The following is a 13,223-nucleotide window of genomic DNA, read 5'->3' on the forward strand; positions in this document are numbered from 1 at the left end:
CGGCGAGGCTAGCCCGCTGCGAAGGGCTCGAGCGCTGCGAGGACCTCGTCCCGGGCCGCGTCGTCGTCGAGCTCCGCGATGCGGCGCGCGTGCTCCGCGGCGATGATCCCGAGGAGGACCGGGCGGCGCGGATCGACGCCGACGTCGAGCCATGCGGCGACCGTCGGCGTGGCGCCGACCAGGGTGTACACGTTGGCGGCCGGGTCGGCGGTGTCGGCTCCGTCGGGCGTCGCCCCGGTCTCGCCGGCGCCGTCGACGCGCTCGTCGTCGCCGTCTGGCTGCGCCGCGGCATCCGCTCGCCAGAACGGCTCGTCGAAGGCGAGCCAGACGACGTCGGAGGCGCCCATGCCGAGCACGCCGATCGCGCGCTGGTGCAGGAGCGGCAGCGGCGGCTCGAACGAGATGGTGTCGGTCTTCAGCACGCCGATCGACGCGGTCACGATCACGCGGTGCATGCGCAACGACTCGCCCGTGTCGAAGCGCAGGCTCACCCCGTCGTCGTCGACGGCGATCTCGATGACGACGCTCGATCCGGCGATGTCGAGCCCGTCGGCGAGGCGGTCGACGAGGGCCGTCCAGCCGCTCACCACGCGCGACGTCGGCCGCCACACCCGGTCGGGGTCGAACCGCTGCGCCGACACGCGCGTCGGGGCGGCGCCGGTCGTCGGCTCGACCCCCGTCGCGATGGCGTTCACGAGCCAGTCCCGCGGGCTCAGGCCGTCGGCCCCCGGCTCGCTCGAGAGGGGAACGGCGCCGGAGCGGACGAGCGCGTTCGTCAGCGACGAGTCGGTCGAATTGCCGTCGGCCCACTCCTGCGCGGTCGCGATCGCGTCCCAGCCGGCCGGCGACGGCTCGGCGACGGCGCCCTCGGGCGTGCGGGCCTGCACCACCGGCGTGAACGGGCGGGTCGCGACGCCGGCCTCGGCGAGCACGGCTCGGAGCTCGGCGCCATCGGACGCGAACACGCTGCCGAGGACGACGGGGCCGCCGAAGTCCTCGCTCTCGACGGTGCGGAGTCGCCCGCCGAGCGTCGTGCCCGCCTCGACCACGACGACGTCGTGGCCCCCGTCGGCGAGTGTGCGTGCGGCGGCGAGTCCCGCGATACCGGCGCCGATGACGGCGATCCGGTCGCCCTCGTCGGCGAGGTCGGCGATGGCCCGGGCGGCCCGGATGCCCTCGGCGTAGGCCCCGTGCACCGTGCCCGGCGCGTCGGCCGACGTGCCCTCGCCCGCGATGACGAGGCGGTCGGCGACGGGTTCGGCGAGGGCGCTGCGGAGGTCGGGCGTCGAGCCGACCGCGTCGAAGCTGAAGGCGCCGCGGGTGAACGGGTCGCGGCTCCAACGCGAGCGGAGGAACGCCGTCGGGGCGGGCACGCCGCCCGCGGTCGGCGTGGGTGACGGCGACGGTGCCCGGGTCGGCGTGGGCGTCGGCGTCGGGCCGCCGTCCGTGCACGCGGCGAGCGTGACGGCGAATCCGCCGCCGAGGGCCGCGGCGAGGAACGCGCGTCGCGGCATCCCCCCGGCCGGCCCGCGTGCGTCCATGTGCCTCAGGCTAGCCGCTCGGGCTCGCGCGGCCCGGCACGCCGGCTGGGCCGTCGCCCCCGCCTCGCCTGCGGGCGCCCGCGCCGTTCCGTTCTGCGGAGAGACGATCCGCCGCCCCGGCCCGCTCTGCGACTCCGCGGGCCGGCGGATCGCATCTCCGCAGAAGTGCGCGGAGCGGGTCGGGAGGCGAGCGGGAGCGGAGCAGGTCAGCCGGCGAGCTCGGCGTCGGCGACGTGGAGCGCCGCGTCGATGATGTCGAGGCCGCGCACGAGGTCGGCCTCACTGATGACGAGCGGCGGCGCGACGTGCAGGCGGTTGAAGTGCGCGAACGGCCACAGGCCCGCCTGCTTGCACGCGGCGGCGACGCGGCCCATCGGCGCGGCGTCGGCACCGGCCGCGTTGAACGGCACGAGCGGCTCGCGCGTCTCGCGGTCGCGCACGAGCTCGATCGCCCAGAAGAGGCCGAGGCCGCGCACCTCGCCGACCGAGGGGTGCTCGGCCGCGATCTCGCGCAGGCGCGGGCCGACGACGCGCTCGCCGAGGTCGCGCACGCGCTCGAGGATGCCGTCGCGCTCGAACACCTCGAAGGTCGCGACGCCCGGGGCGCACGCGAGCGGGTGACCCGAGTACGTGAGCCCGCCCATGAAGGCGACCGTGTCGAAGTGCGACGCGATGCGCTCGGAGATCACGACGCCGCCGAGCGGCGCGTAGCCCGAGTTGACGCCCTTCGCGAAGGTGATGAGGTCGGGCGTCACGCCGAAGTGGTTCACCGCGAACCACTCGCCCACGCGTCCGAAGCCGACCATGACCTCGTCGGCGATGTAGACGATGCCGTACTTCTCGGTCAGCGCCCGCACGCCCTCGAGGTAGCCGGGCGGCGGCACGAGCACGCCGTTGGTGCCGACCACGGTCTCGATGATGATCGCCGCGATCGTGTTCGCGCCCTCGAGTGTGATGACCTGCTCGAGGTGCGCGAGCGCGCGCTCGGTCTCCTCCGCCTCGTTCGCCGAGTGGAACGACGAGCGGTACGGGTACGGCCCGAGGAAGTGCGCGACCGAGCCGTCGCTCGGCTCGTTCGCCCAGCGGCGCGGATCGCCGGTCAGCGAGATCGCCGTCGCGGTGCCGCCGTGGTAGCTGCGGTACATCGACAGCACCTTGCGGCGGCCGGTCACGGCACGCGCCATCCGCACCGCGTACTCGTTGGCGTCGGCGCCGCCGTTGGTGAAGAACACCTTGTCGAGGTCGCCCGGCGCGACCTCGGCGATGCGGCGGGCGAGCTCGCCGCGCACGTCGGACGCCATCGACGGCTGGATCGTCGCGAGGCGACCCGCCTGGTCCTGGATGGCGCGGACGAGGTCGGGGTGCTGGTGGCCGAGGTTGAGGTTCACCAGCTGCGACGAGAAATCGAGGTAGGCGTTGCCCTGGTAGTCCCAGAACGTGGCGCCCTCGCCGGCGGCGACGGGCAGCGGGTCGATGAGCGCCTGCGCGCTCCACGAGTGGAAGACGTGGGCGCGGTCGTCGGCGCGCACCTGCGCCTCGGCGGCCGCGTCGGGGAGGGTGTGGAGTGCGCCGCGGCGGTCGACGTACGAGGCCGCGGACGCGGCATCCGTCGTCTGTGCCTCGGGAATGAGCGTGTCGGTCATGTGAGTGCCTTCGGTGGGATGAGCCGGGTCAGTGGTTCTGCGGGAAGCCGAGGTTGATGCCGCCGTGGGCGGCGGGGTCGAGCCAGCGGCTGGTCACGGCCTTCTCGCGCGTGAAGAAGTCGAAGCCGTGCACGCCGTAGGCCTTGCTGTCGCCGAACAGCGACTGCTTCCAGCCGCCGAAGGAGTGGTAGGCGACCGGGACCGGGATCGGCACGTTGATGCCGATCATGCCGACCTGCACCTCGTTCTGGAACCGCCGGGCGGCGCCGCCGTCGTTGGTGAAGATCGCGGTGCCGTTGCCGAACTGCCCCGAGTTGATGAGGTCGAGCCCCTCGTCGTACGAGGCGACCCGGACGACGGAGAGCACCGGGCCGAAGATCTCCTCGGTGTAGGCGCGGCTCGTGGTGGGCACCCGGTCGAGCAGGGTGGGGCCGAAGAAGAAGCCGTCCTCGTGGCCGTCGACGGTGTACCCGCGGCCGTCGACGACGACGGTCGCGCCGTCCTGCTCGGCGAGGTCGACGTAGGAGGACACTTTGTCGCGGTGCACGTCGGTGATGAGCGGGCCCATGTCGGGTTCGACCCCGTCGACGCCGGCGCCGTTGCCGATGCGGAGCCGACCGATGCGCTCGCGGATCTTCTCGATGAGCTCGTCGGCGACGGGCTCGACGGCGAGGACGACCGAGATCGCCATGCACCGCTCGCCGGCGGCGCCGTACCCGGCGTTCACGGCCTGGTCGGCGACGAGGTCGAGGTCGGCGTCCGGCAGGACCAGCATGTGGTTCTTCGCGCCGCCGAGGGCCTGGACGCGCTTGCCGTGCTTCGACGCGGTCTCGTAGATGTACTGCGCGATCGGGGTCGAGCCGACGAACGAGATCGACTGCACGACGGGCGAGGTGAGCAGGCCGTCGACGGCGAGCTTGTCGCCCTGCAGCACGGTGAACACGCCGTCGGGCAGGCCGGCCTCCTTCCACAGCTCGGCGAGCCACAGTGCGGCCGACGGGTCCTTCTCGGACGGCTTGAGGACGACGGCGTTGCCGGCGGCGATCGCGATGGGGAAGAACCACATCGGCACCATCGCGGGGAAGTTGAACGGCGAGATGACGCCGACCACGCCGAGCGGCTGCTTCAGCGAGTACACGTCGATGCCCGACGAGGCGTTCTCGGAGAACGCGCCCTTGATCAGGTGCGGGAACCCGGTCGCGAGCTCGACGACCTCCTGCCCGCGGAGGATCTCGCCCATCGCGTCGGAGAGCACCTTGCCGTGCTCGCGCGTGATGATCGCGGCCAGTTCGCCCTTGCGCGAGTTCAGCAGCTCGCGGAACGCGAAGAGGACGCTCTGGCGCTTCGCGATCGAGTACCCGCTCCACAGGCGGTAGCCGCGCTCCGCGGAGGCGATGGCCTCGTCGATCTCGGCCTGGTCGGCGAGGGCGACCTCGGCCTGCACGGCGCCGGTGGCGGGGTTGTACACGGGCGCGGTGCGCCCCGAGGCGGACGCACGCAGCGCACCGTCGATCCAGTGCCCGATCTGCGGCACGTCGGTGGTCGCGGCGGGCGACGAGGCGGTCTCGGTGAGGCTCATGGCGTTCCTTCGGTGGGTCGTGGCGACGGATGCCTCGGCACCGCGTCGCGGGGTGGAGATCGCCGCTCGGTCGTCGGGACCGGACAGATCGACCGACGTCGTCTAGGCTGGCGTTTCCCCAGTCTTACAGAGTTGGAGAGGCCCAGCCGATGCCAGAGCGTCGCGAAGACGAAGTAGATCGAACGGATCGTCCGGGGCTTCCGACGACGACGATGAACGGCGTCGGCGGGCTTGCGACGGATGACGCGCTGCCGACGGTCCGCGAGATCCTCGCGCTCGACGCGGTCGCCGCCGGCGTCCCCGAGGTGCTGGTGGGCGACGCCGCACTCGACGCGCGCGTGCGCTGGGTGCACGTGTCGGACAGCGCGGGAGTGGCCCGCCTGCTCGACGGCGGCGAACTGCTCCTGTCGACCGGGTCGGGCTGGCCGACCGAGCCCGACGAGCTCCGGACGTTCATCGCCGGCCTCGTCGGGGTCGGCGTCTCGGGGCTCGTGCTCGAGCTCGGCGCGCACTACCGGTACGTGCCGGCCGTCGTGCACCGCACCGCCGCCGAGCACGGCCTCGCGCTCGCCGCGCTGCACCGCGAGGTGAAGTTCGTCGGGCTGACCCAAGCTGTCCACCGGCGGATCATCTCGGAGCAGACCGCGGCCCTGCACGCCCGCGACGAGGTGCGCGAGCGCTTCACGGCGCTGACCCTGCGCGGTGCCCCGGCCGACTACATCGTGCAGCAGCTGGCCCAGACCCTCGCGGCGCCCGTGCTGCTCGAGAACCTCTCGCACGAGGTGGTCGCCGCCGACCTGCCGCCCGAGTCCGAGGAGGAACTGCTCGCGGGGTGGCAGCTGCGCTCGCGCGACGCGCACCGCCGCGGGGGAGCCGGTCCGGACGCGTGGCTGATCGTGCCGGTCGAGGCCCGCGGCAGCCGGTGGGGTCACCTCATCGCACTGCCCGGCCCCTCGCACGCGGCGGGCCGCACGAGCGTGCTCGAGCAGGGCGCGATCGCGCTCGCGCTCGGCCGCCTGGCCGACGGCGACGACGACACGTGGGCGCGCATCGGCCGGCAGCGGCTCGTCGAGCATCTGCTCGGGGGCCGGTTCGCGACACCGGCCGGTGCGGTCGCACGCCTCGAGGCGGCGGGGCTGCCCGTGCGCGGTTGCGACCTCTACGGCGTCGTCGCCACGGGACGCGGCCTCGACGGCGACGCGGATGCCGCGGCGCGGAGCCTCGGCGGCCGTGCGCTCGACGGCCGTCCGGTCGGCGTCGGGGCGGCCCCATCCGCTCGCGTGCTCCTGCTCTCGCTGCCGGCGGGCACCCGGTTCGACGACGAGGCCGCGGCACGGTTCGTCGCGCTGCTCGCGCGGCGGGGCGAGTCCGCGGATGCCTCGGGCGCCGCGCTCGCGATCGGCGCAGGCGCCGTCGACCTCGACGGCCTGCTCGTCTCGGTGCAGGAGGCGCTCGACCTCTCGCGCAGCCCGATCCCGCGCGGCGCGCGGGGGCCGATCGTGCGCCGCTCGCAGGACCGGCCGCTCGTCCGCCTGGTGACCGCGCTCCGCGACGACCACCGCCTGCAGGAGCTCGGCGAGCGCATGCTGGCGCCGCTCATCGAACACGACCTCGCGCGCGGCGGCGACCTGCTCGACGTGCTCGCGGCGATGCTCGCGCACCCGGGCAACCGCACGGCGGCGGCCCAGGCGAGCCACCTGTCGCGCTCGGTGTTCTACCAGCGGCTCGCGCTCATCGGCGACCTGCTCGGCGCCGACCTGGACGACGGGGAGACCCTCACGGCGCTGCACCTCGCGCTGCTCGTGCGGCGCAGCGGGGCGCGCTGAGACCGCCGCCGCGGCATCCGTTCACTTGTTCTTGACACGTTTACTTGCGAAGAGCAAGCTGAGGGTGGCCGGCCGATCGACCGGCCCATCCACTCCAGGGGAGGAGACCATGACCACCAGCATCTTCGTCAACCTGCCGACCGTCGACCTCGACCGGTCCAAGGCGTTCTACGAGGCCCTCGGCTTCACCATCAACCCGGCGTTCACCGACGAGAACGCGGCCTGCGTCGTGCTCGACGAGCACATCTACTTCATGGTGCTCACGCGCGAGTACCTCGGCACCTTCACCGACAAGCAGATCATCGACACCACCACGCAGGCGCAGACCGCCATCTCGTTCACCCGCGACTCCCGCGAGGAGGTCGACGACATGCTCGCCAAGGGGCTCGCGGCCGGCGGCACCGAGCCGCGCGAGGCGCAGGACTACGGCTTCATGTACTCGCGCGACCTCGAGGACCCCGACGGCAACATCCTCGGCTTCCTGTTCATGGAGCCCGCCGCGGCGGAGATGGGGCCCGAGGCGTACCTCGCGCAGCAGGAGGCGGCGACGGCCGCGGCCGGCGCCTGACGTCGTGGCGGCACGATCCCCGCGCGGCTTCGGCCAGTACAGCGGGATCGCCCGGGCCCTCGAGCGGGTCGGGGAGCGATGGGCGCTGCTCGTCCTCCGCGACCTGCTCGTCGGCCCGCGCCGCTACAGCGACCTCAAGGCGGCGTTGCCGCGCATCCCGACGAACATCCTGAGCGACCGCCTCAGGGAACTGCAGGAGGCCGGGCTCGTGCGCCGCGTTCCCATCGTCCGCGGCGGCTACGAGCTCACGCCGCTCGGCCGCGAGCTCGAGCCGGTGGTGCTCGCGCTCGAGCGGTGGGGGTGGTCGGTGCTCGGCGACCCGGGCGACGCGGAGGCGATGAGCCACGAGGCGCTCGCCATGGCGTTGCGCTCGGCCTTCCGTCCGGATGCCGCTGCGGCGCTGCCGCCGACCGAGTACGTGCTGCACGTCGGCAGGGCGTCGGTCGCGGCCGTGGTCGACGGCCCGGTGCTCGAGGTGGTGCCGATCGGCCCCGACGCCGTGCCGCAGCCCCGACCGACCACCCCGGCGGATGCCGCGACCGCGACGGTCGAGTTCGCGCTCGCGCCGTCCGCGCTGCGCGACCTCGTCGCAGGCCGGGCGGATGCCGCGGGGGTGCCCGTGCTCGCCGGCGATGCCGACGGGGTCGCGCGCTTCGCGCGCACGTTCCGGATCGAGACCGTCGATCCGCCGTCGGCCGGTGCGGCCGGTGACGCGGCCGTCGCCTGATCGCTCCGCCTCCGGCCCCCGGGGCGCGCGTGGGCGGCGCCCCCATGATCCCCGCTCGACGCTCGCCGAGGTGCCTCGCAACCCCGTGACGTCCGCACGGGTCGAGCGGTAGAACAGGGAGATGGCCTCCCCGTTGATCCTCGGACCGATGCTCCGCCACGTCGACGAGACCTCCGCGACGATCTGGGTCGAGACCGAGGACGCCGGGCGCGTGCGCGTGCGGGCCGGCGGCCGTGCCTGGGAGGCGCGCACCTTCGCCGTGCACGACCACCACTACGCGCTCGTCGAGCTCGACGGCCTCGAGCCCGGCGCCGTGCTGCCGTACGAGGTCGACGTCGACGGCGAGCGCGCCTGGCCGGAACCGGACTCGGAGTACCCGGCATCCGTCGTCGCCACCTGGGAGTCCGGTCGGCGTCTTCGCCTGGCGTACGGGTCGTGCCGCACGAGCGTGCCGCACGACCTCGCGGGCAACCTCACGCACGGAGTCGACGCGATGCGTGCGTTCGCACTCGCGCTCGCCGAGGGCTCCGCCGAGCGCCCGGACCTCCTGATGTTCCTCGGCGACCAGGTCTACGCCGACATCACCTCGCAGGAGATGCAGGAGTTCATCCGCGACAAGCGCGACATCGACGAGGAGCCCGGGGAGGAGCTGAAGGACTACGAGGAGTACGCCCACCTGTACCGGCTGGCCTGGTCGGACCCCGCCAATCGCTGGCTGCTCTCCACCGTGCCGAGCGCGATGATCTTCGACGACCACGACGTGCGCGACGACTGGAACGCCTCGCAGGACTGGAAGCGCCGGATGGAGGCCACCTCGTGGTGGCATGGCCGCATCGTCGCCGGGCTGGGCTCGTACTGGGTGTACCAGCACCTCGGCAACCTCACGGCCGAGGAGCGGGCCGGGGACGAGCTCTGGCAGCGGATCGCCCGTCACGACGGCGATGACGAGCCCGACCTCACCGACGAGGTCGACGCGTTCGCCGACCGAAGCGACCGGGAACCGATGAGCGTGCGGTGGAGCTACACCCGCGACTTCGACGACATCCGGCTGGTCGTGGTCGACTCGCGCGCCGCCCGCAGGCTCGACCCGGACGCCCGCGCCCTCCTGGACCCCGACGAGCTCGACTGGTTCGACGCGCAGTTGCGCGGCGGGTTCCGGCACGTGCTGATCGCGACCTCGCTGCCGTTCCTCCTGCCCATGGGGCTGCACCACGTCGAGGCCTGGGACGAGGCGATCTCCCAGGGCGCCTGGGGTCGTCGGGCCGCACGGGCCGGGGAGGTGCTGCGACAGGCGGTCGACCTCGAGCACTGGGCGGCTTGGCAGGACACGTTCCAGAAGGTCGCACGGATGATCCGGGAACTGGCCGGCGGCGAGCGCGGATCGGCCCCGCAGAACGTGCTGTTCCTCGCGGGCGACGTGCACTACTCCTACCTCGCAGAGGTGGATCGCGATGACGTCCCGGGGTCGCGGGTCCTCCAGGCGGTCTGTTCCCCCATCCGCAACCCGCTGCCGCGGGTCATGCGCTGGTTCTCGGTGGTGATGTCGTACGGCGCGGCGACGCCGGTCGGGAGGCTGGCCGCCCGGTCCGCCAAGGTGCCCGACGCGCCGTTCCGTTGGAGGACCGTCAAGGGCCCGTGGTTCGCCAACAACCTCGCGATGCTGGTCGATGCGCCCGATGAGCTCGGGCTGTCCTGGCACACGGGCGTCGTGGACGGCGGCGACGAGGCGCACCCGCGACTCGAGCCGGTCGCCGCGCTCCGGGTTCCGGCCGACCGCGACGGCGAGGTCACGTCGACGTGACGCGCCGCCGGGCCGGCGGCCGGGTCACCCCGCGGCGTGCACGGCCGGTGCGTCGAAGGCCGCGCGCACCTCGTCGTGCGGCAGCGCGTAGCTCGCGTGGCCCTCGCGGCCGACCATGTCGCGCGCGGCGACGAGGGCGTTCGCCACGGCCTCCTCGACGGCCTCCACGGTCGCGGTGCAGAGCTGGTCGATGCGGCCCCACGGCAGGAACTCGAGTCGTTCCACGGGCAGCGGGCCCGCGGCGTCCAGGTCGGTGAACCGGGACGTGATCGAGCCGGGGTTCGCGGTCGAGAACGCGAGGAAGATGTCGCCCGAGAAGTGGCTGCCCGCGGTGCCCGTGCGGGCGAGGCCGAGCGGGACGCGGCGCGCGAGCGCCTCGCACTGGCCGGGCAGCAGTGGCGCGTCGGTCGCGATGACGACGATGACGCTGCCGGCGCCCGGCCTGGAGCGCCGGGCGCGCTCGCCGTCGCGCTCGAACCAGTCGGTGTCCTCGATGGGCTTGGGTGCGGTCGACTCGCGTCCCAGCAGCCTGCCGGCGAGGCGGAGCTCGCTCCGTTCGCCGAAGTTCGCCTGCACGAGCGCGCCGACGGCGTACTGCGCGGCGCCGTCGCCGGTGCCGTCGCGTACGACGCGGGAGGCCGTGCCCGTGCCGCCCTTGAAGCCGTAGCAGTTCATGCCCGTGCCACCGCCGACGTTGCCCTCGGCGACGGGACCGCCGGCGGCGGCGTCGAGCGCCTCGCCCGCGTGCGCGGCGGTCACGTGCTGGGCGTTGATCTCGTTGAGGTAGCCGTCCCACGTCTCGCCGACGATGGGCAGCATCCACTGCGCCGAGACCTCGGGGTGCGTGCGGTGCACCCATTCGTCGACCCCCTGGTGCACGGCCCCGACGGAGTGCGAGTTCGTGATCGCGATGGGCAGCGACAGTGCGCCGACCTCGTCGATCCAGGTGCGGCCAGTGAGCTCGCCGTTGCCGTTCAGCGAGTACGTGCCCGCGGCGCACGGCACGCCGACGCCGTCACGACCGCGCGGGAGGATCGCCGTCACGCCGGTGCGGGCGGGCTTCGACGCCGAACCGGATGCCGCGGGGTCGCCGTCGTGCACGAGGGTCACCATGCCGACCTCGACGCCGGGCACGTCGGTGATGGCGTTGAACTCGCCGGGGGTGCCGTCGAAGGGGACGCCCAGGTCGCGTGCGCGGATGGGGGACTGCGTCATGGAGATGCTCCGATTTCGAACAAGCGTTCAGATGTGCCGACCGATGTTCATCAAAACATTGACAAGGCGTCGTCGCAAGGTTTTTACTCTGTGTTCAATTCCCTGTCGAGATCCGAGCGCGCGTCGTAGCGCGGTGAGGAGCACTGCCATGTCCCTGCAGTCCACCGAGTCGGCGGCCGCCGACCCGACACCGGGTGCCGCCGCGAGCGGCGACCCGGCGACCGCCGGGCAGCCCGGCCGCCTCGCCGCCGGACGCCTGCGCGTCTGGGACATCGTGTTCTTCGTGGTCTCCGCGGCGGCGCCGCTCACGGTGGTCGCGAGCTCGGCTCCGCTGGCCTTCAGCCTCGGCGGCATCGGCGCCGCGGGCGCGATGCTCGTCTGCGGCGTCGTGCTCATCCTCTTCGCGGTCGGCTTCACGGCCATGTCGCAGCACGTGCGCAACACGGGCGCCTTCTACGCCTACGTCGGCCGCGGCCTCGGCAAGCCCGCCGGCGTCGGCATCGCGTTCGTCACGCTCTTCGCCTACGTCGCGCTGTCGGTCAGCTTCTACGGCTTGATCGGCGCCTACACCGAGCTCACCGTGTCGGCGCTCCTGGGCATCGATGTCAGCTGGGTCGTCTGGGCGCTCGTCTTCGCGCTCCTCATCGCGGTGCTCGGGCACCGCAAGGTCGATGTCGGCGCCAAGGTGCTCGCGGTCCTGCTCACGGCGGAGGTCGGCATCCTGCTGCTCATCTCGATCGCGGTGCTGGTGAACGGCGGACCCGAGCCCATGGGCGCTGCGACATTCGAACCGGCCAACATCCTCTTCGCCGGCGGCGCCGGCGCGCTCTTCGTGCTCGGCTTCGGCGCCTTCATCGGCTTCGAGGGCACGGCGATCTACGCCGAGGAGGCGAAGGACCCCGCTCGCACGATCCCGAAGGCGACCTACATCGCCGTCGCGTTCCTCGCAGTCTTCTACGCCTTCACGTTCTGGATCCTCACGGTCGCCTTCGGCGAGCAGGGCATCCTGGCGTTCGCCGCGACCGACGACTTCATGTCGATGACCTTCATCGCCGCCGACGGCTACCTCGGGGGATGGGCCGCGGTGGTCGTCGAGGTGCTCATCATCACGAGCTTCTTCGCCTGCCTGCTCGCGTTCCACAACGCGTCGAGCCGCTACATGTTCTCGCTCGGTCGCGAGGGCCTGCTGCCCGCGATCGTCGCGAGGACCGGCGAGCGGTCCCGTTCGCCGTACGTCGCGAGCGCGGTCATCGTGGCCGTCGCCATCGTCGCGATCCTGGTCTTCGCGCTGGCGGGCGCCGACCCGTGGCTCGAGCTCGGCATGTGGACCTACGCGATCGGTGTGTCCGGCGTCATCTTCGCGCAGGGCGTCGCCGCGGTGGCCGTCGTGTTCTTCTTCGCGAAGGACCGCCGGGGACACGGCTGGTTCCGCGTCGTCGCGGCACCCGCGCTCGGCGCGGTCGGCCTCATCGGCGCGTACCTCATCATCGTGCTGAACTTCGACGTCGTGAGCGGACTGGTCGGCGTCGAGAACCTGCCGATGATCCTGCCCGCCCCGGCGCTGTTCATCGCCGGTATCGTGATGGGACTGGTGATCAAGCGTCGCGAGCCCGCACTGTACGGCCGCCTCGCCGAGACCCTCCCCGAACCCGACTGGTCGGCCGAACAGCCGATCAAGCTGAGCTGAGCTGAGACGGAGCCCATGTCGTCCGTGAGACAGGCGAAGCGCCGCGATGAACTCGTCGCGGCGCTCCGCCGCGTCGCGGGCAAGCGCGGCATCGCGGGCGCGAACGTGCGCGCCGTCGCCGCCGAGGCCGAAGTCAGCACGGGCAGCGTGCTCTACTACTTCGAGAGCTTCGACCGGCTGATCTTCGCCGCGGTCGAGGGGGTGCTCGAGGAGTTCTTCGAGGACCGCAAGCGCATCTCCGAACGCATCGTGGATCCCGTCGAGCGCATGCGGGCGCTCATCGCGGCGGGCGTGCCCGACGAGATCAGCGACGACCTGCGGCTCGTCTACGAGAGCATCGCCCTGGCACGCGAGTACCCGCACGTCGCAGCCCTGCACCGGTCGATCATCGAACGGCAGGAGATGCTCTTCCGCGCCACGATCGAGGTGGGCGCCGCGCTCGGCGCGTTCCGGCCGCGCATGCCGATCGGGTCGATCGCCCGCAACATCGTCGCCCTCGAGGACTCCTACGACCTCTATCCGCTCATCGGGCTCGCGCACGATCGCGAGTCGGCGCGGCGGGCCGTGCTCGACTACGCGGGTCTCGCGCTCGACGTCGAGCTCTGAGCCGCGAACGCCGCGGCGGCACGTCACCGC

At 72.8% G+C, this 13,223-nt stretch carries 10 protein-coding genes; 6 read left to right on the forward strand and 4 right to left on the reverse strand.

Translation table 11 applies throughout. The features are described from left to right. Positions 1-8: 8 nt before the first annotated feature. From ACQ393_RS00475 to ACQ393_RS00485, 3 genes are all read right to left on the reverse strand, one after another. A complete protein-coding gene (locus tag ACQ393_RS00475; RefSeq protein ID WP_430644850.1) occupies positions 9-1,541 on the reverse strand; it encodes an FAD-dependent oxidoreductase in 1,533 nt (510 codons plus the stop codon). A 206-nt stretch (positions 1,542-1,747) separates the two neighbouring features. Further along, on the reverse strand, positions 1,748-3,184 hold the full coding sequence (locus ACQ393_RS00480) for an aspartate aminotransferase family protein (protein WP_430644851.1): 1,437 nt from the start codon (positions 3,182-3,184) through the stop codon (positions 1,748-1,750). Positions 3,185-3,212: 28 nt separating this feature from the next. Continuing rightward, positions 3,213-4,763, reverse strand: a complete 1,551-nt coding sequence (locus tag ACQ393_RS00485; protein ID WP_430644852.1) for a CoA-acylating methylmalonate-semialdehyde dehydrogenase — start codon at positions 4,761-4,763, stop codon at positions 3,213-3,215. Between the two features lie 212 nt (positions 4,764-4,975). On the opposite strand from ACQ393_RS00485, the gene ACQ393_RS00490 reads away from it, so the two are divergent. The 4 genes from ACQ393_RS00490 to ACQ393_RS00505 all read left to right on the forward strand — a co-directional run bounded on the left by ACQ393_RS00490 (position 4,976) and on the right by ACQ393_RS00505 (position 9,685). After that, positions 4,976-6,589 carry a PucR family transcriptional regulator gene (locus tag ACQ393_RS00490; RefSeq protein ID WP_430644853.1) on the forward strand — a complete coding sequence of 538 codons (1,614 nt, stop codon included), beginning with the start codon at positions 4,976-4,978 and terminating at the stop codon, positions 6,587-6,589. A gap of 109 nt (positions 6,590-6,698) precedes the next feature. Next, positions 6,699-7,157, forward strand: coding sequence for a VOC family protein (locus tag ACQ393_RS00495; protein WP_430644854.1), 459 nt, complete (start codon positions 6,699-6,701; stop codon positions 7,155-7,157). Between the two features lie 4 nt (positions 7,158-7,161). Continuing rightward, on the forward strand, positions 7,162-7,884 hold the full coding sequence (locus tag ACQ393_RS00500) for a winged helix-turn-helix transcriptional regulator (protein ID WP_430644855.1): 723 nt from the start codon (positions 7,162-7,164) through the stop codon (positions 7,882-7,884). A 121-nt stretch (positions 7,885-8,005) separates the two neighbouring features. Then, positions 8,006-9,685: an alkaline phosphatase D family protein gene (locus ACQ393_RS00505; protein WP_430644856.1), complete on the forward strand. Its 1,680-nt coding sequence runs from the start codon at positions 8,006-8,008 to the stop codon at positions 9,683-9,685. Between the two features lie 24 nt (positions 9,686-9,709). Here the strand turns inward: ACQ393_RS00505 and ACQ393_RS00510 are convergent, their stop codons facing one another. Then, positions 9,710-10,900, reverse strand: a complete 1,191-nt coding sequence (locus tag ACQ393_RS00510; RefSeq protein WP_430644857.1) for a P1 family peptidase — start codon at positions 10,898-10,900, stop codon at positions 9,710-9,712. Positions 10,901-11,048: 148 nt separating this feature from the next. On the opposite strand from ACQ393_RS00510, the gene ACQ393_RS00515 reads away from it, so the two are divergent. Together ACQ393_RS00515 and ACQ393_RS00520 are read left to right on the forward strand one after the other, a co-directional pair. Continuing rightward, complete coding sequence (locus ACQ393_RS00515) at positions 11,049-12,587, forward strand: APC family permease (protein WP_430644858.1); 1,539 nt, start codon at positions 11,049-11,051, stop codon at positions 12,585-12,587. A 15-nt stretch (positions 12,588-12,602) separates the two neighbouring features. After that, the gene (locus tag ACQ393_RS00520) at positions 12,603-13,193 is read left to right on the forward strand and encodes a TetR/AcrR family transcriptional regulator (RefSeq protein ID WP_430644859.1); all 591 of its coding nucleotides are present in this window, start codon (positions 12,603-12,605) and stop codon (positions 13,191-13,193) included. The last annotated feature ends 30 nt before the right edge of the window (positions 13,194-13,223 follow it).

Origin of the sequence: Agromyces sp. GXS1127, assembly GCF_050565425.1 — a bacterium.
GTDB lineage: Bacteria > Actinomycetota > Actinomycetes > Actinomycetales > Microbacteriaceae > Agromyces.

Excerpts from the sequence above, each read along its gene's own strand:
- ACQ393_RS00510 (WP_430644857.1), bottom strand. The coding sequence starts at position 10,900 with ATGACGCAGTCCCCCATCCGCGCACGCGACCTGGGCGTCCCCTTCGAC.
- ACQ393_RS00515 (WP_430644858.1), top strand. The coding sequence starts at position 11,049 with ATGTCCCTGCAGTCCACCGAGTCGGCGGCCGCCGACCCGACACCGGGT.
- ACQ393_RS00495 (WP_430644854.1), top strand. The coding sequence starts at position 6,699 with ATGACCACCAGCATCTTCGTCAACCTGCCGACCGTCGACCTCGACCGG.
- ACQ393_RS00505 (WP_430644856.1), top strand. The coding sequence starts at position 8,006 with ATGGCCTCCCCGTTGATCCTCGGACCGATGCTCCGCCACGTCGACGAG.
- ACQ393_RS00480 (WP_430644851.1), bottom strand. The coding sequence starts at position 3,184 with ATGACCGACACGCTCATTCCCGAGGCACAGACGACGGATGCCGCGTCC.
- ACQ393_RS00520 (WP_430644859.1), top strand. The coding sequence starts at position 12,603 with ATGTCGTCCGTGAGACAGGCGAAGCGCCGCGATGAACTCGTCGCGGCG.
- ACQ393_RS00475 (WP_430644850.1), bottom strand. The coding sequence starts at position 1,541 with ATGGACGCACGCGGGCCGGCCGGGGGGATGCCGCGACGCGCGTTCCTC.
- ACQ393_RS00490 (WP_430644853.1), top strand. The coding sequence starts at position 4,976 with ATGAACGGCGTCGGCGGGCTTGCGACGGATGACGCGCTGCCGACGGTC.
- ACQ393_RS00485 (WP_430644852.1), bottom strand. The coding sequence starts at position 4,763 with ATGAGCCTCACCGAGACCGCCTCGTCGCCCGCCGCGACCACCGACGTG.